Raw genomic sequence first — 23,330 nt, 5'->3', positions numbered from 1 at the left:
TCTTTCGTCCGCGCCCGCCCGGTGACGGCTCAGTGCCCGCCCAGGATTCCGGTGCGGACCTGGTAATTGACCGCAAGCTGGTATTCGGGGTCATCGTCGCTGTCCACCACAAGGTGCCCGGCCTTGGTCAGCAGGCGGTGGCAGTCGCGGCTGAGGTGGCGCAGTTCCAGCACCTTGCCCGCCGCCTCGTATTTCGCGGCCATCGCCTCGATCGCCTGAAGGGCGGATTGATCCACCACGCGGCTGTCGGCGAAATCCACGATCACGCGGGAGGGGTCGTTCGCCACGTCGAAAAGCTCGGAAAACCCCTCGGCAGAGCCAAAGAACAGCGGGCCCTGCACCTGATAGACCTTGGCACCTTCCGGTGTCTCGTATTTCTTGGCATGGATGCGGCGGGCGTTGTTCCAGGCATAGGCCAGCGCCGAGACGATCACGCCGACAACCACCGCAACCGCAAGGTCCTTGTAGACCGTGACCACCGTCACCAGCAGGATCACGAAGGCATCCGTCAGGGGCACCTTGCGCAGGATGGTCAGGGAATTCCAGGCAAAAGTTCCGATCACCACCATGAACATCACACCCACCAGAGCCGCCAGCGGGATCTGTTCGATCAAAGACGAGCCGACAAGGATAAAGAGCAGCAGGAAGACAGCGGCAGCAATGCCCGCAACGCGCGTGCGCCCGCCCGATTTCACGTTGATCATCGACTGGCCGATCATGGCGCAGCCGCCCATGCCGCCGAAGAAACCGGTGACCGTGTTCGCCACGCCCTGTGCGATGCACTCCTGGCTCGCCCCGCCCCGCGTGCCTGTCATGTCGCCCACAAGGTTCAGCGTCAGCAGGCTCTCGATCAACCCGATGGCCGCCAGGATCACCGCGTAGGGTGCGATGATATAAAGCGTTTCAAGCGTCATCGGCGCCAGCGCCGTGCCGTAAAGGCCAATCCCCTCGCCAAAGGGCAGATGGAACGACGGGAAGCCCCCCTCGATCGAGGCCAGATCGCCCACGCGCGGCACGTTCATGCCGGTCGCGATGACCACCACCGCGATAACGCCAATCCCCGCCAGCGGTGCCGGGATCAGCCTGGTCACGCGCGGCGTGACCCAGATGATCGCCATTGTCGCCGCCACCAGCGCCAGCATCAGGTACAGCGGCTGGCCTGACAGCCATTCGCCACCGCCCATGCCGTGGCCCGTGTCCACCATCGTGCCCGGCACCTTGAACTGGCTCATCTGCGCCAGGAAAATGACGATGGCCAGCCCGTTGACAAAGCCCAGCATCACCGGATGCGGCACCAGGCGGATGAACTTGCCCCATTGCATGACGCCTGCGAAAATCTGGATCAGCCCCATCAGCACCACGGTGGCAAAGAGATATTCCACCCCGTGCTGGGCCACCAGCGCCACCATGACCACGGCCAGCGCACCGGTTGCGCCCGAGATCATGCCGGGCCGCCCGCCGATCAGGGCGGTGATCAGCCCCACGAGGAAAGCGGCGTAAAGCCCCACCAGCGGATGCACCCCCGCGACAAAGGCAAAGGCCACCGCCTCCGGCACCAGGGCCAGTGCGACGGTCAGGCCGGACAGAAGTTCGATCCGCAGACGCCCGGCAGAGAACCGTTCGCCCGGCATCCAGCGCAGATCGGTGACGTCGAGATTCTTGGTGAAGCTGCGAAAGGTGGTGCGCACCATGGGCTGGCATCCTGTCTTGGATTAACTTTGGGGCAATGGACAAACGGCACGCCGCTCGCGCGGCTCCTAACAAGCTTTGCCGCGGAATGAAACCCGCAGGACCGCGCAAATTCCCTGCGTTGATGACGCGGTACCTCCCCGTTCGGGCGGTATCGGGGGGATCGGACAGGTTCAACCGGTTGGCTCAGGTGCTTGGCACAGGTGATAACCGGTGCGTGAACGGACCTGTTTTCGGGCTTTCCCCCGCCTGCACATCCATGCAAACTCGGCCCGAACCGACCAGAACCGAGCAGGATGAGGCCCATATGACTTCCACCAAGATCGCCGTGATCGGCGGCTCCGGCATTTACGACATCGACGGGTTGGAAGGGGCGGAATGGACGCAGGTGGAGACCCCCTGGGGCGCGCCGTCGGACGCGATCCTGACCGGCAGGCTGGACGGCGTGTCGATGGCCTTCCTGCCGCGTCACGGTCGGGGGCATGTGCATACGCCAAGCTCCGTGCCCTACCGCGCCAATATCGACGCGCTCAAGCGGCTGGGCTGTACGGATGTCATCAGCGTATCTGCCGTGGGCTCCTTCCGCGAGGAAATGGCGCCGGGTGATTTCGTGATCGTGGACCAGTTCATCGACCGCACCTTCGCGCGGGAGAAATCCTTCTTCGGGCCCGGTTGCGTGGCACATGTCAGCGTGGCGCATCCCACCTGCCCGCGCCTGGGCGACGCCTGCGAGACCGCCGCGCGGCACAGTGGCATAAAGGTGCATCGCGGCGGCACCTATCTGGCGATGGAAGGGCCGCAATTCTCCACGCTGGCGGAATCCAGGATGTACCGCGAAAGCTGGGGCGCGGATGTGATCGGCATGACCAACATGCCCGAGGCCAAGCTCGCCCGGGAGGCGGAGCTTTGCTATGCCTCCGTCGCGATGATCACCGATTACGACAGCTGGCATCCCGACCACGGGGAGGTGGATGTGACCCGGATCATCGCCACCCTGACGGGCAATGCCGGCAAGGCCCGTGACATGGTCGGACGCCTGCCCGGACTGCTGGGGGCGGACCGGGCGCCCTGCCCGCATGGCTGTGACCGGGCGCTGGAATTCGCGATGATAACGCAACCGGAGGCCCGCGATCCGAAAATGCTGGCAAAACTGGACGCGGTTGCGGGGCGCATGTTGTGAGCTGAGCGGCAATCGCGGATGTATGCCTGGGCGGCAGATGTTGCTCTTGTGTATTTTGGGAACAATGAAAACAGGGGGTTGCAGCCCCTTTGCGATCCTGTCTTTGCTGGTTGAAACGGAGAAGGGAGCCCATTCATGACATTTGACCTTTGGCTGACATTCGTGGCGGCCTCCACCGCGCTGCTGCTGATCCCCGGACCCACCGTCTTGCTTGTTCTGAGCTATGCGCTCAGCAAGGGGCGCGCGGTGGCGCTGGCCTCCGCCGCCGGCGTGGCGCTTGGCGATCTTGTTGCGATGAGCGCATCGCTTGCCGGGCTGGGGACGCTTGTGCTGGCCTCGGCCACCCTCTTCACCCTGCTGAAGTGGGTCGGTGCCGCCTATCTGGTCTGGCTGGGGATCCGGCTGATCCGTTCCGCCCCCGCCGCGGGACTGGATGTGCCGGGCAGTGCCGATATCGGTGCCGCAGGGGTGTTTCGCCATGCGGCGGCGGTCACGGCGTTGAACCCCAAGAGCATCGCCTTCTTTATTGCCTTCGTGCCGCAGTTCGTCAGGACCGATGCGGCGCTTTTGCCGCAATTCGCGATCCTCACGGGCACATTCGTGGGGCTGGCCGCGCTGAACGCGCTGGCCTATGCCCTGCTGGCGGACCGGCTGCGCCGCGTCATCGCGCGCCCCGCCATCCTGACCTGGATCACCCGCGCCGGGGGCAGCGCCCTGATCGGCATGGGGGTTCTGACCGCAACGCTGAGAAAGGCCACCGCATGAAGCGCGTCGAAGATTATATCCGCACCATCGTCGATTTCCCCCATGAGGGGATCATGTTCCGCGATGTGACCACGCTCTTCGCCGACCCGCGCGGGTTCCGCATGGCCATCGACCAGATGCTGCACCCCTATGCGGGGATCGACATCGACAAGGTGGTGGGGCTGGAGGCGCGGGGCTTCATCCTGGGCGGTGCCATCGCGCATCAGCTCAGCGTCGGTTTCGTGCCGATCCGCAAGAAGGGCAAGCTGCCCGGCACCACGATCAGCCAGGAGTACAAGCTGGAATATGGCGAGGCGATTGTGGAGATCCACGATGATGCCATCCAGCCGGGTGAAAAAGTGCTGGTGGTGGACGACCTGTTGGCAACCGGCGGCACCGCCGAGGCAGGCATCAAGCTGATCGAGCGGCTGGGCGGCGAGATCGTTTCGACCGCCTTCATCATAGATCTGCCGGAGCTGGGCGGCCGCAAGAAGCTGGAAGCCATGGGCATGGAAGTGCATGCCCTTTGCGCCTTTGACGGTCACTAGGTCGTGTTGACATTCATTGTCGCCCACCCGTTTCAGTCCAAAATTGCTCAGTTCCAGGCAAGAGAGCGCAGGAATAGCCAGCTATTTCAAGCTCTCTTTGCGCGCCCCGCCTTGAAATTGTAGCGCCAATACCCTGCCGCGCTACGCGCTCTCGGGACATTGGCGAAGTGATTTGCCTTAAAGTAAAGGCGGGACGCTGTAACGCAGAAATGGGCAATTTTGGCGAAACCCCTGCGGGGCGCGGCGGATTTTGCCTCTGCCATCCCGGATGTTCGCTTCCAATGATCACATTGCTGCGCTCACATCAGGGCGCCAGCGGCAATATCCGTCTCGCGCGGGTGGGCGACAATGAATGTCAACACGACCTAGGATCAGCCACCGTCTGGCGGATGCCGGGAGGCCTGCCTGTGGGGCGGTTGCGCCAAACAGGACGGAAGTTACACCCGTAGCATTGACCTGCCAGCGGCTGCGGAGCCCGTCAGCAGGCCTGGTAACTGCCGCTGTTGCCAGCGGTGAAACAGGCCTGCATCACGATGCCCCCATCCGCAGCACAGCGCCCGGGTTCATGATGCCCCTGGGGTCCAGCGCCGCCTTGATCGCCCGCATCGCAGAGAGCTTCGCGGGGTCGCCGTAACGCTCCAGCTCCCCGACCTTGAGCCGCCCGACGCCATGTTCCGCACTGAAAGATCCGCCGACCTCATGAACCAGGTCGTGAACGGACCGCTGCACCTGGTCGCGTTGACTGCTGTAGGCGTCGCGGGATTTTCCTTTTGCAGGGAAAACATTGTAATGCAGGTTGCCGTCGCCCAGATGCCCGAAGCAGTTGATCCGGAAGTCACCCAGATCGGCGATGCGCTTTGCCCCCGCTTCGATGAAATCGGGCAAGGCGCGCAGCGGGACGGAGATGTCATGGCTCGATACCGCGCCGATGATGCGGTTGGCCTCTGGCAATTGTTCGCGAACGGCCCAGAAATCCGCAGCCTGCTGGGCATTTTGTGCAATCAGCCCATCGGTGACCAGCCCCGCCTCCAGCGCGGCCACAAGCAGCCTTTCCATCGCTTCGGCGGCATCCAGACCGCCGTTCAGACCCAGTTCGATCAGCACGCACCATTCCGGCGGCGTGGCAAAAGGCTGGCGCACATGCGGCAGCACCTCGGTCAGGAAGTCGAACCCCTGACGGTTCATCAGTTCAAAGGCGCTGATGGCCTCGCCCAGCTGGCTGCGCCCCAGCGAGAGCAGCTCAAGTGCCGCGCGGGGAGATGGCACAATCAGCAGCGCCGTGCCGGTCTGCTCTGACTGCGCAAAGAGCTTGAAGGCGGCAGCGGTGATCACCCCCAGGGTCCCCTCCGCCCCGATCAGCAGGTTGCGCAGATCATAGCCGGTGTTGTTCTTGCGCAGCCGGGTCAGCCCGTGCCAGATCTGCCCGTCAGGCAGCACCGCCTCCAGCCCAAGGCAGAGGTCACGGGTATTGCCATAGCGCAGCACCCCGGTGCCGCCCGCGTTGGTGGCAAGGTTGCCCCCGATCCGCGCCGACCCTTCGGCGGCCAGTGACAGCGGGAACAGCCGGTCCGCCGCATGTGCGGCCGCCTGTACATCGGCCAGGATCACACCCGCCTCGGCCACCAGCACGTTTTCGTCGGCATAGACCTCGCGCACCGCGTTCATCCGTTCCAGCGACAGGACCATCGGCGCAGGCCCGTCGGGGATCACCTGCCCCGCAACCAGCCCGGTGCCGCCGCCATAGGGGATCACGCCGACACGCGCCGCATTGGCGCAGCGGATCAGGGTGGAGACCTCCTCGACCGTGCGCGGCAGGGCCAGCAGGCCGATCAGGCCCTTGAAATAGCCCCGCGGCTCTTCGGCATAGCGCGGTTCGACGGGGCGCAGGACTTCGGCGGGCAAATGGTCCAGCAAAAGGGCTTCGAAATCTTTATCGGCAGGGTTCAGCATGCCACTTGATCAGCCCTGGCCGCGCCGGATGCAAGCCCAATAGCGTTTCCGGTTCACGTTGAAACGCCAATACCCTGCCACGCCTTCGGCGCTCCCGGGACATCGGCGATGCCTTGTTGCAAGGAATACCGGAAACACTTTATCGCGCGACGTTGATATAGGAGGGGTTCAGCACCATGATCGTGGGCCGCGACGGCAGCCGGTCGATCGAGACGCTGAGATTGGCGCTTTCCAGTTCCACCACCTGGAATTCATCCGACATCCCGATCAGGAAGGCATCCAGTGCATGGCCTGAAAACCAGTGCATCGGGATCACGATGGAAGATTTGAGCCGCCGGATCACCTGCATCATCACCGGCAGCGGCAGAGTGTATCCGCCATCGACCGGGGCCATCAGCACGTCGATCCGGCCCAGCGCGGCATATTGCGCCTCGGTCGGTTCGTGGTGCAGATGGCCCAGGTGGCCGATGCACAGGCCTGCCATCTCGAAGACAAAGATCGAATTGCCCTCCGGCTCCACCTCGGAAAACTGCGAGCGGATGTCGGTGGATACGTTGCGGATCAGCACTTCGCCCAGGTCGACCTCGTGGTCGATGCCTTCTCCGAACGGGCCCCAGCCCGGCAGCGCATGGGGAATCGCCGGGTCGGGAAAGGGGGTCCAGTGGCTGTCGTGGGCGTGGTTCATCGTTACCACATCCGGGATCAGCGGCAGTGTCCCGGTAAAGCCGGTGTAATCCGTCACCATGTTCAGCCCGCCGTGGCTGCGGATCAGAAAGGAGGCATGGGCGATGTAATGCAGGTGGACCGTTTCGGGCGCCACATCGGGCAGGTTGGCGGGGATCACATGAGCAATGCCCGGCGTGGCATCCGCCAAGGCAATGCAATGGCTTGGCGTGCGGTCCTGCGCCGAGACGGCGACGGGCAGCACCAGCGCGGCAAGGATCAAGGTGAAACATCGAGGCAACATGGCAGACCCCCTGCCGATCAAACTAACACGCGAATTCGATATTTCGAGCGGTTTGAACAATGCGGTTTGCCAAATCCCGCTGCGGCGATGCATGCTGCCCGAAAAACAGCAGAAAGACCTGAGATGCTTGCCAAAAGAAACTGGGTGCCTGCCGCCAGCGAAGCCCTTGTCCAGCGGGTTGCCACCCGGACCGCTGCCGCCGATACCGGCCGGACCGCGACGCGGATTGACGCGCTGATCGCGCAGAACCGGGAAATTCACGAACGCGCCTGTTTCAACCTGAACCCGGCCACCAACGTCATGTCACCCCGCGCCGAAGCGGCACTTGCCAGTGGCATCGGCACCCGGCCCTCGCTGGGGTATCCCGGCGACAAGTACGAAATGGGTCTTGAGGCCATCGAAGAGATCGAAGTCATTGCCGCCGAACTTGCCGCACAGGTTTTTGACGCGGCCTATGCCGAAATCCGCGTGCCTTCGGGTGCCCTGGGAAACCTTTACGGCTTCATGGCGCTCTGTCAGCCGGGGGATACGATCATTGCGCCGCCTGCCTCTGTCGGGGGGCATGTGACGCATCACGCGGCCGGTTGCGCCGGGCTCTACGGGCTCAGGACCGTGCCCGCACCGGTTGATGCAGACGGCTATTCGCTGGACATCGACCAGCTGCGCAGGCTGGCCCATGAGGCCCGCCCCAAGCTGATCACGGTCGGGGCCTCGCTGAACCTTTTCGAACATCCCGTGGCGCAGGTGCGGGCCATCGCAGATGAGGTCGGCGCGAAAGTGCTGTTCGATGCGGCGCATCAATGCGGGATCATCGCCGGGCGCGCCTGGCGCAATCCTCTGAAGGAGGGTGCGCATCTGATGACGATGAGCACCTACAAGAGCCTTGGCGGACCGGCTGGCGGATTGATCGTGACCGACGATGCGGCCATTGCCGAACGGCTGGACGCCATCGCCTTTCCCGGCATGACCGCGAATTTCGATGCGGCCAAATCGGCGGCTCTGGCCCTGACCCTTCTGGACTGGGTGGATTACGGGGCCGCCTATGCTGCTGAAATGATTGCGGTGGCCCAGGCGCTGGCCGAAGCCCTGGACGCCGAAGGGCTGACGGTGTTCGGCAAGGCGCGCGGCTTTACCCGGTCGCATCAGTTCGCGGTCGAGGCCGAGACTTTCGGCGGCGGCCAGACCGCATCAAAGACGCTGCGCAAGGCCGGGTTCCTGGCCTGTGGCATCGGCCTGCCGATCGCGGAGGTGCCGGGCGACATGAACGGCCTGCGCATCGGCACGCCCGAACTGGTGCGCTGGGGTGTGGGTGTGGCGGATGCCAAACCGCTCGCTGCCATGATTGCCCGTGCGCTGCGGTCAAACGACCCCGCCGGCATGGCGGAGGAGGTGCGCGCCTTTCGGGCAACCTTCGACAGGCTGCATTTCGTGGGCGGCAATGCGGGAGGGCAAAATTCTGCCTAAGCAGGGCATGCCGCGAAAAATCCGGGCGAAACCCGTCTGTTTCCATAGAATCGCCATTGTTGTGTGATTGTTTCGTCATCGCGTTCGGGGAATTCCGTGTATGATCACCCCGACGTAATTGTTCGCGTGCGACCCAGGGGACGGCGGTTGTGCGTTTGGTACCAGTTTCGCCAATGTCCAAGGAGGGATTGCCCCCGTGTCCACCGAGTTCGAAAAGGCAAGTGACATAGCCGAATATCTTCTGCGCCGCACCGGCGTCGCATTGATGTGCGGCGACTTCGACGCATTTGCGCCCTGTTTCATCCTGCCCCAGCATCTCGAAACCATCGAGGGGCGCCGTTTTGTGACCGACAGGGAAACACTGCACCAGATCTTCCGCGCCGTGCGCGCCAACTACCGCGAACGCGGCGTGACCCGGGTGGTCCGGCATTGCGTGGAGGCCAAGTTCAAAAGCAAGAACCTGGTCGAATCCTTGCATGAGGCGCGCATCTATCGGGGCGAGGAATTGCTACAGCCCCCCTATCAGACCTATTCGTGGCTGGAACGCCGGGATGGCCCGGACTGGCGCGTTGCCTACAGTCTTTATGCAATCACCCAGGCCGAGACCCTCAGCAACGCCCTGTTGTCGGTAGAGGCGCAGGCGCGGACGGCAACTGTACATTAGAACGCGCGGGGGCGGCTTGCACCGGGCCGGTGACATTGAGGTATCGGCTCCGCGCGGTCCCAGCCCTATCCCGCTTCCGATTTGCCCCGCCGGTCACCGCGCAGCGCGGCATAGAGGACATGGGTCCGCCATCGCCCGTCGATTTGCAGATAGCTCTGCGCAACGCCCTCATATTTGAAACCGGTCTTTTCCAGCAACCCGCGCGAGGGGCCGTTTTCGGGCAGGCAGGCCGCCTCGATCCGGCTCAGGTCCATGCGGGTAAAGGCGTGATGCACCATCGCCTCGATCGCCTCGCGCATGTAGCCATGCCTGGCAAAGGTTTCGCCGGTCCAATAGCCCAGCGTGGCGGATTGCGCGGGGCCCCGGCGCACGTTGTCCAGCGTGATCGCCCCCACCAGGGTCTTGTCCTCGCGCCGGATCAGGAACAGCGGCATGGCGGTGCCCGAGTTCACCGACCGCTGCGCCCAGTAGACCCGGTTGGTAAAGGCCTTGCGCGTCAGGTGGTCTTCGGCCCAGGCCGGTTCCCATTTGGTCAGGTAATCGCGGCTTCTGATCCTCAGGCTGGTCCAGTCGCGGAAATCGGCATGTTGCGGCGGACGCAGGGTCAGCCTCTCTGTTTCGATGCGTATTTTCCGTTTGACCAACAGCATCAGGCAGCGCGTCGGGCCTGTAACGCATCCAGCGTCGGCGCGTTCTCCACCGGGCCGTAGAGCGCCAGTGCCGCCGGCGAAATCTCTGCCATATGTTGCGCCAGGTCGCGCACATCACCGGTGGTCACGGCGTCGATTTTCTCGATGGTCTCGGACAGGGGCGGGATGCGATCCCAGATCTGGATCAGCCGCGCCAGCCGTTCGGCCCTGTTGGAGGGGCTTTCCAGCCCCATCAGCAGGCCCGCTTTCATCTGTGCGCGGGCACGGGCAACCTCGGCCGGCGACATGTCACTGGCGGCACGCTTCATTTCGTCAATGGTGATCTCGGCCAGTTCCGGCAGCTGCGCGGCAGATGTGCCCGCATAGATCGTGGTCATGCCGGTGTCGGCATAGGCCCCGGCCTGGGCAAAGATCGTATAGCACAGCCCGCGGTTCTCGCGGACCTCCTGGAACAGGCGGCTCGACATGCCGCCGCCCAGCGCGGAGGCATAGATCTGCGCCACGTAGATATCGTCGGCACGGTAGCCGGGAGATTCGAAACCCAGCGCGAAATGGGCCTGCTCCAGCGCCTTGATCTGGCGGGTCTCGCCGCCCCGGAAGGTCGCGTTCTGCATCTGGAACATCGGCTTGGCCTGCATGTCGCCAAACAGGGTCTCTGCCAGCTTCACGATCTCGTCGTGGTTCACGGCACCGGCGGCGGCAAGGATCATCTGGTCGGGGCCATAGTGATCGGCAATGAAACCCTGCAGGTCCTGGCGGTTGAAATTCGACACCCGTTCGGTCGGCCCAAGAATGGTGCGTCCCAGCGGCTGATCAGGATAGGCTTCTTCCTGCAACCAGTCGAAAATCACGTCATCGGGGGTATCCAGCGCCTGTCCGATTTCCTGCAGGATCACGCCGCGCTCGACCTCGATCTCCCTGGGGTCCAGCACCGGGTTGCGCAGGATGTCGGCAATCACGTCCAGCCCCAGCGCCACGTCGTTTTCCAGCACCCGCACGTAATAGGCCGTCACCTCGCGCGAGGTATAGGCGTTGATATAGCCGCCCACATCCTCGATCGCCTCGGCAATCTGGAGCGAGCTGCGTCTGGCCGTGCCCTTGAACGCCATATGTTCAAGGAAATGTGCGATGCCGTTCTGCTGCGGCGTCTCGTGGCGACCGCCAGCAGTCACCCACACCCCGACGGAGGCCGAGGCGAGCCCCGGCATATGTTCGGTCACGATGCGAAAGCCATTGGGCAGGCGGGTCTGGTTCAGGCTCATGCGGAAAGATTTTCCTTGATATGTTTTTTCAGGGCACCGAGATCGTTGTCGATGCGTGTGAAACGCTCCGGCCGGTCAAAAAGGTCCGCCATATGCGGCGGCAGGTCAGGGCGCAATCCGGTGGCAGCCTCGACCGCATCGGGGAATTTTGCCGGATGTGCCGTGGCCAGTGTGACCATTGGCGTGGTCGCGTCACGATGTTCCTCGGCGACCTTGACCCCCACGGCGGAATGCGGACAGAGCAGTTCGCCCATGGTTTCACGGGCGCTTGCGATGGTGGCGGATGTCTCCTCTTCCGAGGCGCGGCCCGAGCGGTAAATGGCCTGCAGGGCCTGCATCGCGCCCTGGCTCACGTCGAAACCGCCCTGCCCCAGCTCGGCCATCAGTTGTCCCACCGCGTTGCCGTCGCGCCCGTAGGCATCAAACAGCGCGCGTTCGAAGTTCGAGGAGACCTGGATGTCCATCGAAGGGCTGATCGAGGGATGTACAGTGGATTTGTGATACCCCTGCCCCTTCAGGCAGCGGTCCAGGATGTCGTTCTGGTTGGTGGCCACAACCAGGTCGCGGATCGGCAGCCCCATCCGCTTGGCGATATAGCCTGCGAAGATGTCACCGAAATTGCCTGTGGGCACGGTGAAGCTGACCTCGCGCTCAGGCGCGCCGAGGCTGACAGCGGCAGAGAAGTAATAGACCACCTGTGCCAGCACCCGGCCCCAGTTGATCGAATTGACGCCTGCCAGCTTTACACTGTCGCGGAACTCGAAATCATTGAACATATCCTTCAGCCGGGCCTGACAATCGTCGAAATCGCCATCGACGGCCAGCGCATGCACGTTGGATTCCGACGGCGTGGTCATCTGGCGGCGCTGCACGTCGCTGACCCGGCCATGCGGGTAGAGGATGAAGACATCCACGTTGCTCAAACCCCGGAACGCCTCGATCGCCGCCGATCCGGTATCTCCCGAGGTCGCGCCGACGATGGTCACCCGGTCGCCCCGGCGGGCAAGCGCCGCCTGGAACATCTGGCCGATCATCTGCATGGCAAAGTCCTTGAACGCCAGCGTCGGGCCGTGAAACAGCTCCAGCAGGAAATGGCCGGGGGCCAGCTGCACCAGCGGCGCGCGGGCGCCATGGCTGAACCCGGCATAGGCACGGTCGATGATGGCGCGGAAGGCGTCGTCGCTGAAGGTATCCCCGATAAAGGGGCGCATGACGGCAAAGGCGGTTTCCTCATAGCTCTTGCCGTGCAGCGCCGCGATCTGGTCGGAGGTCAGGGTCGGAATCACCTCCGGCACATAGAGCCCGCCGTCGCGCGCCAGCCCGGTCAGCATCGCCTCTTCAAAGGTCAGCGCGGGGGCCTGGCCCCGTGTGGAGATATAGCGCATGGGTTCAGCTTTCGATTTTGGCACGGCGGCGCAGGAAATAGAGGGACATGGCGGCCCAGATTGCCGCCAGCGAAAACCATGTAATGGCATATTGCAGATGATCGTTCGGGATACGCGACGTGTCCACGGGCAAGGGCGACACCGGTGCCGCGTCATACGACAGGGCGCGCGCAACCACCAGCACCGGTTCGCTTTGCAAGAGCTGTGACATGGCGGTGACATCGCGGGCGAACCAGATGTTGCCGTCAATGTCCGGGGCGGGTGTGAAACTGTCGGTCTCCTGCGGCCATTGCAGGTTGCCGGTGATCGTCACCGGCCCGTCCGGCAGTGGGGGTGCAACCGCCTCGTTGGGGATGTAACCCCGATCCACCAGCACCCGGCGATCTCCGGTGTTCAACGCGGTGATCAAACGGTAGCCCGCGCCCTGATCTTTCTGCGAGACAAGGACACGCAGGGTCTGCCCTTCAAAGCTTCCGGTGACCTCGACGGGGAGATAGGCCGCCTCTTTTGGGTCGGGCTGCTCCGGCAGGGGGACGGCGGGGGCCTCGATCCTGCCATTGATCTCGGCCAGGATGCCCTGTTTCCAGGTCAGGCGCTGCACCTGCCAGACGCCGAGGCTGATCAGGATGGCGGCACCGCCGAGACCGATGAGGATGACAAAAAGCGCGCGGCTCATGCAGGGGTCCGTGTTGCAACGAAAAAGCGCGCGAAGCGGATCGCGCGCTTTGGGGTTTTAGGCGACGGGGCGGCGGATGCAACCCCGCGCGAAGGATCAGCCCGCAGGCACGCCCCAGATGTAGACGGCAAAGAACAGGAACAGCCAGACGACGTCCACGAAGTGCCAGTACCAGGCAGCGGCCTCGAAACCGACATGCTTCTCGGGTGTGAAATCACCCCGCATGGCGCGGATCAGGCATACCGTCAGGAACACGGTGCCGATGATCACATGTGCGCCGTGGAAACCGGTGGCCATGAAGAAGGCGGAAAAGAACGCGTCGCCGCCAAAGGTCCATTCGTGATGCAAAAGCAGCTCGCCGTATTCATAGGCCTGCAGCGCGGTAAAGGCGATGCCCAGCACGATGGAGATTGCCAGCCCGCTGACCAGGTCCTTGCGGTTGTTTTCATGCACCAGCGCATGGTGCGCCCATGTCACGGCGCAGCCCGACAGCAGCAGGATCAGCGTGTTGATCAGCGGCAGGTGGAAGGCGTTCACCGGGTCGAAGACCGGCGGCACGTATTCCGAGCCCACGTATTCGTTCATCGGGTAGAGGGCCTGTTTGAAGAAGGTCCAGAACCAGGCGACAAAGAACATCACCTCGGACATGATGAACAGGATGAAGCCATAGCGCAGGCCGATGCGCACGACCGGAGTATGATCGCCGATGTGGCTTTCTGCGACGACGTCCTTCCACCAGGCGAACATCACGTAAAGCACGCCCACAAAGCCGCCCCAGAACAGGAACGATGTCACGTCATGCATCCACAGGACAGCGCCGAACAGCATGGCAAAGCCGCTGATCGCGCCGATCAGCGGCCAGCTGGACGGGGCGAGAATATGGTAGTCGTGGTTCTTAGCATGGGCCATGTGCCGGGGTCCCTCTTGATTAATTCAGGTCTGTTGCTGTCTCTGCATCAAGGGCGGCATAGCCCTCGGGCAGATCAATTTCGTAGAATGTATATGACAGGGTGATGGTGTGTACATACTTGCCATCCCTGTCATTGACGATTTCGGGATCGACATAGAAGCTGACCGGCATCTGCACGGTCTCACCGGGGGCGAGAACCTGTTCGGTAAAGCAGAAACAGTCGATCTTGTCGAAGAACGCCCCCGCGGAATAGGGCGTCACGTTATAGCTGGCCTGCCCGGCGATGGGCCGATCCGTGGGATTATGCGCCTCGTAGAAGGCAAGGGCGGTCTCGCCGATGCGCACTTCCATCTCGCGCTCCACCGGCTTGAAGCCCCAGGGCATGCCGCTGTTGAGGTTGCCGTCGAAGCGGACCTTGATGGTCTGGTCGAGGATGTTGTCGCCGCCGCCGCCCACGACCTGCGGCACGCCGCCAAAGCCGGTGACCCGGCAGAACCAGTCATAAAAAGGCACGGAGGCCCATGCCAGCCCGCCCATGAGGACCACAACAGAAACGGTTTGAAGAACTGTCTTCTGCGGACCGGTAATTGCCATCAGTCCTGCCCCCCGACGGCGGCGGGCGGATTGGCTGTTCCCGGCGCGCGGGTGAAATCGGTCTGGGTAATCTTGACAAAGGTCAGCACCATGACCAGCACCACGAAGCCGCCCAGCATCAGGCCGACGCCCACGTTGCGGCCCTTGCGTCTGGTGTGAATCTCATGCTCTGCGCGAATGGCCATTACCAGCCTCCCATGCCCCAGGTCCGCAGCGTCGCCTCGACCAGGATCGCGCCGAAGTGCAGGAACAGGTAATACAGTGACAGACGGAAGAACTTGCGCTCCACCATATAATTGTCCGCTTCGGCCGCTGCCTCGTCCCGCTGCCAGATGCGCCATGCGCCGATCAGGAACAGCAGGTTCAGCACCACCGATACGGTCAGATAGATATAGCCGCCGATGGCGGTAAAGCCGGTGCCGACAGCCAGCAGCGCAAGCAGCACGGTATAGGCCATGATGTGACGGCGTGTGGCCGGACGGCCGTGGGTCACGGTCAGCATCGGCACATTCGCATCGTCATAATCGGACCGCATGAACAGCGCCAGCGCCCAGAAATGCGGCGGTGTCCACATGAAGATCAGCGCGAACATCAGCCAGGCCTCGACCGAGAAACTGCCGGTTGCGATGATCCAGCCGATCACCGGCGGAAAGGCCCCCGCCGCGCCGCCGATCACGATGTTCTGCGGTGTCGCGCGCTTGAGCCACATGGAATAGACGACGGCATAGAAAAAGATGGTGAACAGCAGCATGCCGGCTGCCAGAAGATTCGCGGAGAGGCCCAGCATCATGACAGAGAGGAACGAAAGCCCCACGCCCAGCGCCAGCGCCTCGCCCGGTTGCACCTTGCCTGCCGGAATGGGCCGCTTGGCCGTGCGGCGCATCACCGAGTCGATGTCCGCGTCCCACCACATGTTCAGCGCACCCGAGGCCCCCGCGCCAATGGCCACAAAGAGGATGGAGGCGAAACCGATCACCGGATGCACCGACACCGGTGCGGCCAGCATGCCGACCAGGGCCGTGAAGACCACCAGTTGCATCACGCGCGGCTTCAACAGGGCAAAGTAATCACCCAGTTCCGCTTCGTTTTCCAAGGCTGGCGTTTGGCTGACGTCGGTCATGGGACACCTTTAGCTGGCAACAGGGTGGACAGCATCCACCATACAATCACTGCAGGCCGCTCGGGGCCTGCAGGTCGGGCGCGGTGACGGACACCGCGCCGCGAGGATCAGTCAGCCGAAGCGACTGTCAGCGTCTGGGGAATACCGGCGTATTCCTCCTTGGCCTTGCCCAGCCAGTCGGCATAGGCAGCTTCGGACACCACTTTGACCGTGATCGGCATATAGGCATGGGCCTGACCGCAAAGTTCGGAACACTGGCCGAAATACACACCTTCACGCTCCGCGCTGAACCACAGTTCGGCCAGACGGCCCGGCACCGCATCCTGCTTCACGCCAAAGGCCGGAACGGTCCAGGCATGGATCACGTCAGAGCCGGTGACCTGCATCACGATGGTCTTGCCCACCGGCACGACAACAGCGGTATCTGTCGCCAGCAGCCATTCGTCACGCGAATAACCGGCGGCTTCAAGCTTGGCCACCATGACATCGTCCAGGGTGTTGGCGATGGCACCTGCGGCTTCGTCCTCGGCGGTCAGGGTGGCGGGCGCGCCGATCATGTAGCTGTCAAAGCCGAAACCTTCGTCCACATATTCATAGGACCAGTACCACTGGTTGCCGGTCGCCTTGATGGTGATGTCGGCTTCGGGAATTTCCTGCTGGCGGAACAGGATCGGCAGCGAATAGGCGCCGATCAGCACCAGAATCACGATCGGACCAACCGTCCAGGCGATTTCGATGGGTGTATTGTGGGTAAAGGACGACGGGTTCGGATTCCGCTTCTTGCCGTAGCGCAGGATCACCCAGATGATCAGACCGGTCACGAACAGCGTGATCAGGGTGATGATGACAAGGATCAGCCAGTCGAGATCATGAATATCCTGTGCCAGCCGAGTCACGGCAGGCTGAAAGCCCATTTTGCCGTCCACGGGCGTACCGATGACCTCAAGCCCATCAATGCGCAGATTGTCCTGGGCCAGTACCGGCATGGCCCCGAGGCCTGCCAAGAGCGCGCTAAGAGAGAGAAGTTTTTTCATAAGTCGTCCTGATCTTGTGACCATGTTTGGCTACGGTTTCGCCGGAAGAAGCAGATGATCCCTGCCCGCCCCGTTGTAATCTGGGTGCTTACAATCATATTCTATCCTCAAGATAAAGCCACTTCGATTGCGGCAAACAGACGCGATGCGCATTTTGTGGCACCAATTCAGGACAATTTCATGAGCAGCACCCCCTTTTCCCCCTTCAACGACCTGCTGGACCGCGATGCGGCCCTGAAAACCCTGCGCGAGGCCGTTGCCGGTGCCGATGATGGCGAACTGTTCTTTGAACGGCGCCGGTCCGAGGGGCTGATGTTCGATGACGGGCGGCTCAAGACGGCAAGCTATGATGCCTCCGAAGGGTTCGGATTGCGTGCGGTGCGTGGCGAGGTGGCGGGTTACGCCCATTCCACCGAAGTCTCCCATGCCGCGCTGGAACGCGCCTGCGAGACTGCGCGCCTGGCCGTGGCAGACGGCGGCGGCACCTGGGCCGATGCGCCGGAAGGGACCAACCGCAAGCTCTATACGGACGAGGATCCGATCGCCGGGGCCGCCTTTCCCGTCAAGATCCAGACTCTGCGCGAGATCGACGCCTTTGCCCGCGATCTGGACAGCCGGGTGGTGCAGGTCAGCGCCAGCATTTCGGCCTCGCTGCAGGAAATCGAGATTCTCCGGCCGGAAGGCACCTCCGTCAGGGATGTGCGCCCGATGACGCGGGTGAATGTCTCGGTCATCGTCGAACAGAACGGCCGCCGCGAAAGCGGCACGGCAGGCGGCGGCGGGCGGATCGGGCTGGATGGCATGCTGGCCCCCGAAGACTGGCAGGCCAAGGCGCGCGAGGCGCTGCGCGTCGCGGTGGTCAACCTTGATGCCGTGCCTGCCCCCGCAGGTGTGATGGATGTGGTGCTGGGCCCCGGCTGGCCCGGTATCCTGCTGCACGAGGCCATTGGCCACGGGCTGGAGGGCGATTTCAACCGCAAGGGGTCGTCGGCCTTTGCCGGGCTGATGGGCCAGCAGATCGCCGCCCCCGGTGTCACGGTGCTGGACGACGGGACGATCCCGGACCGGCGCGGGTCGATCAGCGTCGATGACGAGGGCACGCCCTCGGCCAGGAATGTGCTGATCGAGGACGGGCGGCTGGTGGGTTACATGCAGGACCGGCAGAATGCGCGGCTGATGGGGGTCAAGAGCACCGGCAACGGGCGGCGCGAATCCTTTGCGCATATTCCCATGCCGCGCATGACCAACACCTATATGCTGGGCGGCGATGCAGCCCCCGGCGATATCGTGGCGGACCTGCGCGATGGCATCTACGCGGTGGGATTCGGTGGCGGTCAGGTCGATATCACCAATGGCAAGTTCGTGTTCTCCTGCACCGAAGCCTACCGGGTTCAGAACGGCGTGGTCGGTGCACCGGTCAAGGGGGCGACGCTGATCGGCGACGGTGCCACCGCGCTGAAGCAGATCAGGGCCATCGGCAATGACCCCAGCCTTGACCCCGGCATGGGCAATTGCGGCAAGCAGGGCCAGTGGGTGCCGGTGGGCGTGGGCCAGCCGACACTGATGATCGGCGGGCTGACGGTGGGCGGCTCTGCCACCTGAACCGGCGCTGCCGTTGCGCCCGTCATGGTATACCGACCCTTGCCGTCAGGCAGGCAGTTTGTGCCAAAACGGCAGCAGTTGATTCACGCCCTGTTAACCGCGCTGTCCTATACCTGATTCTGCAACGGACGGAGACACGGGATGACTGACAAGGACCAACATCCTTCTTCCACTCACCCCCCACTCCCACCCACCCCGGAAGACGAACAGCTTGCCCGGCTTCGTCTGTTGCGCTCGCGCCGGGTCGGAATAGCGACGTATAAACGACTGCTGACTGAATACGGCACTGCGCAGAACGCGCTGGCCGCGCTGCCGGAGGTGGCGCGCGCCGCAGGCGTTTCCAGCTATACCCCCTGCCCCGAGGGCGTGATTCTCGCTGAATTGAAAACCGCCCGTGCTGCGGGGGCGCAATTGCTGGCACTGGGGGAAACCCCCTATCCCGAACAACTGGCGGAACTTGCGGATGCGCCGCCCTTTCTGTGGTGTCTGGGCGATCCCGCACTGCTGTCGCGGCCCATGGTTTCACTGGTGGGTGCGCGCAATGCATCGTCGCTGGGCACTAGGATGGCGCGCGCCCTGGCGCATGATCTTGGTACCGCGGGATATGTCGTGGTCTCCGGCCTTGCGCGCGGGGTCGATGCCGCCGCACATCTGGGCGCATTGGACAGCGGAACCATCGCCGTTCAGGCGGGCGGCGTCGACGTGATCTATCCTGCGGAAAACGCCGAACTGGCCCGCGACATTGGCCGCCGCGGGTTGCGGCTTTCCGAACAGCCCTTTGGCCTGCAACCGATGGCGCGCCACTTTCCCAGCCGCAATCGCATCATATCGGGCCTGTCGCGCGCCACGGTGGTGGTGGAGGCTGCCGCGAAATCCGGCAGCCTGATCACCGCGCGCGATGCGCTTGATCAGGGCCGCGAGGTGCTGGCGGTGCCGGGTCATCCGCTGGATGCGCGTGCGGCGGGCTGCAACATGCTGATCCGCGACGGGGCGATGCTGGTGCGGTCGGCGGTGGATGTCCTGGATGCCCTGTCGGAAAGCACCCCATTCAATGGCACGGTACCGGGCATTGCTGAAAACCTCTCGGGCCTGCGCGCGCCCGCCTCGGCGCCACCGCCCCGGCACAGCCTGAAGGACGCCGCGCGCCTGCACCAGCAGATCCTGTCACGTCTTGGCCCGTCGCCCCTTGCCGAAGACCAGTTGATCCGCGATCTGAAAGCCGCACCGGCGCAGGTCGCACCGGCGCTTGTCGACCTCGAACTTGACGGACAAATCGCGCGGCAACCCGGCGGCCTGCTGACCAGAGTGGTTTGAAGATCGCCCGATCCGCCTCACAAGGCGGCAGATGAAACAAGGTGGCGGCCGGGAAAGGCGGCCCTCATCCGCTGAGCCTTGCCGCCCCGGACCAGGAGGCAGGCGCAGCGGCCAGGGCCGCAGTTTGCCGCGCGCATCGCATCGTCGGCAGAGCAGCCTTTGCCGCCATGCTGACCGCCACGATCAGCCCCTCCCGCAGCCTTCGGGGATCGGCCCGTCGGACTGAGGCGCATTGACAATCCACCCCGCCATCCCACATGACACAACGCACGAACGCGCCCGCTTTTATTATCAAGGTACTGAATTCATGCCAGTTGTTGTTGTCGAATCTCCTGCCAAGGCCAAAACGATCAACAAGTATCTGGGGGACAATTACACCGTTCTTGCCTCTTACGGCCACGTCCGCGACCTGCCGCCCAAGGACGGGTCTGTGGACACCGAGCATGATTTCGACATGAAATGGGAAGTCGCCAGCGACAGCAAGAAACATGTCAAGGCCATCGCCGATGCGCTGAAGAACGACAACGAGTTGATCCTCGCAACCGACCCCGACCGCGAGGGCGAGGCGATCAGCTGGCACCTGCAAGAGACGCTGACCGCCCGCAAGTCGATCAAGAAGGACACGCCGGTCAGCCGCGTGGTGTTCAACGCGATCACCAAGGCCGCGGTAACCGAAGCGATGAAAAACCCGCGTCAGGTCGACATGCCGCTGGTGGAGGCCTATCTGGCCCGTCGCGCGCTGGATTATCTGGTGGGGTTCAACCTCTCTCCGGTGCTGTGGCGCAAGCTGCCCGGTGCGAAATCGGCGGGCCGGGTGCAATCGGTCACCCTGCGCCTGATCGTCGAGCGCGAGATGGAGATCGAAGCCTTCCGCGCCCGCGAATACTGGACCGTCAAGGCGCTGCTGGCGACACCACGGGGTCAGGAATTCGAGGCACGGCTGGTCACGCTGGCGGGCGACAAGCTGGAAAAATTCGACCTTTCCGATGGCACCAGGGCCGAAATGGCTGTGCAGGCGATCACCAGCCGCGATCTCACCGTCACCAGCGTCGAGGCGAAACCGGCCACCCGCAACCCATCCGCCCCTTTCATGACCTCGACCCTGCAGCAGGAGGCCAGCCGCAAGTTCGGCATGGGCGCGCGCCAGACCATGAGCACCGCGCAGCGCCTATATGAAGCGGGGCACATTACCTATATGCGGACCGATGGTATCGACATGGCGCCCGAGGCCGTGACCATGGCGCGCGACGCGATCAAGGAACGATTCGGCGCCGATTATGTCCCCGGTGAGCCGCGCATCTACAAGAACAAGGCGAAGAACGCGCAGGAAGCACATGAATGCATCCGGCCCACGGACATGACCCGTGATGCGGCCTCGCTCAAGCTCGAATCGGACCAGGCCAAGCTTTACGACCTGATCTGGAAACGCACCCTTGCCTGCCAGATGGCCAGCGCCCGGATGGAGCGGACCACGGTCGAGGTCGGCAGCAAGGACGGTCAGGTCGGCCTGCGCGCCACCGGTCAGGTCGTGCTCTTCGACGGGTTTCTGCGCGTCTATGAAGAAGGCCGCGATGACGTGGTGGACGAGGACGACAAGCGCCTGCCCCAGATCAGCGAAGGCGACAAAATGGACAAGCGCGCCGTCACGCCCGAACAGCATTTCACCCAGCCCCCGCCGCGCTATACCGAGGCGACGCTGGTCAAGCGGATGGAAGAACTGGGCATCGGCCGCCCCTCCACCTATGCCAGCATCGTCACCACGATCCAGGACCGTGAATATGTGCGCCGCGAGGGCCAGCGCCTGATCCCCGAGGACAAGGGCCGTCTGGTCACCGCCTTTCTGGAAAACTACTTCCGCCGCTACATCGGTTATGATTTCACCGCCGATCTCGAAGACCAGCTCGACAAGGTCTCTGCGGCCGATGCGAATTACAAGGATGTGCTGGGCCGGTTCTGGCGCGACTTTTCCGCCGCGATTGCGGAAACCTCCGAGCTGCGCATCACCGAGGTGTTGGAAAAGATCAACGAGGTGCTGGAGCCGCATCTGTTCCCGCCCACCGAAGACGGCAGCGATCCGCGGCTGTGCCCGCATTGCGGTGCGGGTCGGCTTTCGATGCGCACCGCGCGGTCCGGTGGGGCGTTCATCGGCTGCTCCAACTATCCTGAGTGCCGCTATACGCGCCCCTTTGGCCCGCCCGACCCGGAAGCCGAGGCCAGCGCCATCCCCCCCGACGGCAAGCTTTTGGGCACCGATCAGGGCGAGGAGATCCGCGTTTTCAAGGGCCGCTTCGGGCCTTATGTCCAGCGCGGAGAGGTGACGGAAGAGAACAAGAAGCCGCCGCGCCAGTCGATCCCCAAGGAATGGCCGCCGGAGGAGCTGGAGCTTGAACGCGCCCTGATGCTGCTGTCGCTGCCGCGCGAGATTGGTCCGCACCCCGAGGATGGCGTCATGGTCTGGTCCAACATCGGGCGCTACGGCCCCTACCTCAAACACGCGGAAAGCACCTCGCACCGGGGCGGCACCAATGCCAACCTGGAAAACATCGAAGAGGTCTTTACCGTCGGCATGAACCGCGCGGTGCAGCTGCTGGCCGAGAAAGTCGCCAGCCGGGGCGGACGCGGACAGGCCGCGAAACCGCTGCGCGAACTGGGTGAGCATCCGGAAGCGGGCGGCGCCGTCAATGTGATGAAGGGCAAATACGGGCCCTACGTGAAGTGGGAAAAGATCAATGCGACGATTCCCGACACGATCGACCCCGAAGATCTGACCATGGCGCAGGCGATCACCCTGATCGACGAACGCGCGGCCAAGTCCGGCAAGAAAAAACCCGTGGCAAAGAAAAAACCGGCTGCGAAAAAGAAGGCCGCCCCCAAAAAACCCGCTGTCAAGAAAGCCTGACTGCGACAAAATGACCGCTGATCAAAGACTTGTGATTTGAACCTGCCCCCGAAGCTTGCCAGACCAGTGGCAAAACTTGAGGCGAAAGGCAGACCAATGACAGAGCATCTGAGCAAGCGCGGTTTCATCATCGGGGCAACGGCAACGTTGTTTGCCCCGACTGTCCTGCGGGCAGACCCCGGTGACCTCAACCCGGTGCGGCGCAATGCGACCAGCTTTGTCTCGCAACGCTGGCAGGACCACTTTGACAGCCTGGGCAAGGCCGCCATCGTTGCCGACACCACCAGCCGCGCGCTGCATTTCTGGAGCGGTGACGGAAAGACCTACAATGTCTACCCCACCTCCGTGCCCCGCAGCGACGAGCTGACCAAGCGCGGGTATACAAAGATCGTGCGCAAGCGCGTCGGTCCCGACTGGACCCCGACACCCAGCATGATCGAACGCGACCCGGAGCTGAAATACATGCCCCCCGGCCCCGACAATCCGCTGGGGACCCATGCCATGTACCTGAGCTGGCCCGCCTATCTGATCCACGGCACCCATGACACGCGCAAGATCGGGCGGCAAAGCTCTGACGGCTGCATCGGGCTTTACAACCACATGATCGAAGCCCTGTACCAGATCGCCCCGATCGGGACGCAGGTGCGTATCGTGTAATCCGCCGGCCGGTGCGCAACC

General features: G+C 63.4%; 21 protein-coding genes. 9 read left to right on the top strand and 12 right to left on the bottom strand.

The genetic code is table 11. The features are described from left to right. Positions 1 to 29 precede the first annotated feature (29 nt). Positions 30 to 1,691 (bottom strand): SulP family inorganic anion transporter, encoded by a 1,662-nt coding sequence (locus ACWNZ3_RS05895; protein WP_274576408.1) that lies wholly within the window; start codon positions 1,689 to 1,691, stop codon positions 30 to 32. 305 nt (positions 1,692 to 1,996) lie between these two features. On the opposite strand from ACWNZ3_RS05895, the gene ACWNZ3_RS05890 reads away from it, so the two are divergent. The 3 genes from ACWNZ3_RS05890 (at position 1,997) to ACWNZ3_RS05880 (ending at position 4,161) form a co-directional block, all read left to right on the top strand. After that, a complete protein-coding gene (locus ACWNZ3_RS05890; protein WP_496901517.1) occupies positions 1,997 to 2,869 on the top strand; it encodes an S-methyl-5'-thioadenosine phosphorylase in 873 nt (290 codons plus the stop codon). Positions 2,870 to 3,004: 135 nt separating this feature from the next. Next, a complete protein-coding gene (locus tag ACWNZ3_RS05885; protein WP_496901516.1) occupies positions 3,005 to 3,634 on the top strand; it encodes a LysE family translocator in 630 nt (209 codons plus the stop codon). Continuing rightward, positions 3,631 to 4,161: an adenine phosphoribosyltransferase gene (locus ACWNZ3_RS05880; RefSeq protein WP_269365184.1), complete on the top strand. Its 531-nt coding sequence runs from the start codon at positions 3,631 to 3,633 to the stop codon at positions 4,159 to 4,161. Before ACWNZ3_RS05885 ends, ACWNZ3_RS05880 begins: the two co-directional genes overlap by 4 nt. A gap of 528 nt (positions 4,162 to 4,689) precedes the next feature. On the opposite strand, the gene ACWNZ3_RS05875 is transcribed toward ACWNZ3_RS05880, so the two are convergent. Both ACWNZ3_RS05875 and ACWNZ3_RS05870 read right to left on the bottom strand, forming a co-directional pair. Then, on the bottom strand, positions 4,690 to 6,111 hold the full coding sequence (locus tag ACWNZ3_RS05875; RefSeq protein ID WP_496901515.1) for an FAD-binding oxidoreductase: 1,422 nt from the start codon (positions 6,109 to 6,111) through the stop codon (positions 4,690 to 4,692). A 139-nt stretch (positions 6,112 to 6,250) separates the two neighbouring features. Continuing rightward, the gene (locus tag ACWNZ3_RS05870; RefSeq protein ID WP_496901514.1) at positions 6,251 to 7,078 is read right to left on the bottom strand and encodes an MBL fold metallo-hydrolase; all 828 of its coding nucleotides are present in this window, start codon (positions 7,076 to 7,078) and stop codon (positions 6,251 to 6,253) included. Between the two features lie 123 nt (positions 7,079 to 7,201). Between ACWNZ3_RS05870 and glyA the strand changes: the two genes are divergently transcribed. Beyond that, positions 7,202 to 8,542: a serine hydroxymethyltransferase gene (gene glyA / locus ACWNZ3_RS05865; RefSeq protein ID WP_496901513.1), complete on the top strand. Its 1,341-nt coding sequence runs from the start codon at positions 7,202 to 7,204 to the stop codon at positions 8,540 to 8,542. Positions 8,543 to 8,738: 196 nt separating this feature from the next. Further along, positions 8,739 to 9,206 (top strand): hypothetical protein, encoded by a 468-nt coding sequence (locus ACWNZ3_RS05860; RefSeq protein ID WP_269367563.1) that lies wholly within the window; start codon positions 8,739 to 8,741, stop codon positions 9,204 to 9,206. Between the two features lie 65 nt (positions 9,207 to 9,271). Here the strand turns inward: ACWNZ3_RS05860 and ACWNZ3_RS05855 are convergent, their stop codons facing one another. From ACWNZ3_RS05855 to coxB, 9 genes are all read right to left on the bottom strand, one after another. Next, positions 9,272 to 9,856, bottom strand: coding sequence for a GNAT family N-acetyltransferase (locus ACWNZ3_RS05855; RefSeq protein ID WP_496901512.1), 585 nt, complete (start codon positions 9,854 to 9,856; stop codon positions 9,272 to 9,274). Beyond that, positions 9,856 to 11,118, bottom strand: a complete 1,263-nt coding sequence (locus ACWNZ3_RS05850) for a M16 family metallopeptidase (protein ID WP_269367562.1) — start codon at positions 11,116 to 11,118, stop codon at positions 9,856 to 9,858. The genes ACWNZ3_RS05855 and ACWNZ3_RS05850 overlap by 1 nt, the downstream gene beginning before the upstream one ends. Continuing rightward, positions 11,115 to 12,503 carry a threonine synthase gene (gene thrC / locus ACWNZ3_RS05845; protein WP_496901511.1) on the bottom strand — a complete coding sequence of 463 codons (1,389 nt, stop codon included), beginning with the start codon at positions 12,501 to 12,503 and terminating at the stop codon, positions 11,115 to 11,117. The genes ACWNZ3_RS05850 and thrC overlap by 4 nt, the downstream gene beginning before the upstream one ends. Before the next feature lie 4 nt (positions 12,504 to 12,507). Continuing rightward, entirely contained in the window at positions 12,508 to 13,179 is a 672-nt protein-coding gene (locus tag ACWNZ3_RS05840) for an SURF1 family protein (RefSeq protein ID WP_496901510.1), read from the bottom strand. Positions 13,180 to 13,275: 96 nt separating this feature from the next. Then, entirely contained in the window at positions 13,276 to 14,088 is an 813-nt protein-coding gene (locus ACWNZ3_RS05835) for a cytochrome c oxidase subunit 3 (RefSeq protein WP_496901509.1), read from the bottom strand. A gap of 19 nt (positions 14,089 to 14,107) precedes the next feature. After that, complete coding sequence (locus ACWNZ3_RS05830) at positions 14,108 to 14,683, bottom strand: cytochrome c oxidase assembly protein (RefSeq protein ID WP_496901508.1); 576 nt, start codon at positions 14,681 to 14,683, stop codon at positions 14,108 to 14,110. Then, entirely contained in the window at positions 14,683 to 14,868 is a 186-nt protein-coding gene (locus ACWNZ3_RS05825; protein WP_114272692.1) for a cytochrome c oxidase system small membrane protein, read from the bottom strand. The genes ACWNZ3_RS05830 and ACWNZ3_RS05825 overlap by 1 nt, the downstream gene beginning before the upstream one ends. After that, a complete protein-coding gene (cyoE, locus tag ACWNZ3_RS05820; RefSeq protein ID WP_496901507.1) occupies positions 14,868 to 15,803 on the bottom strand; it encodes a heme o synthase in 936 nt (311 codons plus the stop codon). The genes ACWNZ3_RS05825 and cyoE overlap by 1 nt, the downstream gene beginning before the upstream one ends. 107 nt (positions 15,804 to 15,910) lie before the next feature. Beyond that, positions 15,911 to 16,837: a cytochrome c oxidase subunit II gene (gene coxB, locus ACWNZ3_RS05815; RefSeq protein WP_269367556.1), complete on the bottom strand. Its 927-nt coding sequence runs from the start codon at positions 16,835 to 16,837 to the stop codon at positions 15,911 to 15,913. A gap of 180 nt (positions 16,838 to 17,017) precedes the next feature. On the opposite strand from coxB, the gene tldD reads away from it, so the two are divergent. The 4 genes from tldD (at position 17,018) to ACWNZ3_RS05795 (ending at position 23,309) form a co-directional block, all read left to right on the top strand. Then, the gene (gene tldD, locus ACWNZ3_RS05810) at positions 17,018 to 18,439 is read left to right on the top strand and encodes a metalloprotease TldD (RefSeq protein WP_114272756.1); all 1,422 of its coding nucleotides are present in this window, start codon (positions 17,018 to 17,020) and stop codon (positions 18,437 to 18,439) included. A 141-nt stretch (positions 18,440 to 18,580) separates the two neighbouring features. Continuing rightward, on the top strand, positions 18,581 to 19,753 hold the full coding sequence (gene dprA / locus ACWNZ3_RS05805) for a DNA-processing protein DprA (RefSeq protein ID WP_496901506.1): 1,173 nt from the start codon (positions 18,581 to 18,583) through the stop codon (positions 19,751 to 19,753). A gap of 307 nt (positions 19,754 to 20,060) precedes the next feature. Beyond that, positions 20,061 to 22,652: a type I DNA topoisomerase gene (topA, locus tag ACWNZ3_RS05800; RefSeq protein ID WP_269367554.1), complete on the top strand. Its 2,592-nt coding sequence runs from the start codon at positions 20,061 to 20,063 to the stop codon at positions 22,650 to 22,652. A gap of 96 nt (positions 22,653 to 22,748) precedes the next feature. Then, entirely contained in the window at positions 22,749 to 23,309 is a 561-nt protein-coding gene (locus tag ACWNZ3_RS05795; protein ID WP_269367553.1) for a L,D-transpeptidase, read from the top strand. Positions 23,310 to 23,330: the final 21 nt, after the last annotated feature.

The organism is Sulfitobacter sp. IGS-18, assembly GCF_059628195.1.
This window is presented reverse-complemented; position numbering and strand designations above follow the sequence as displayed.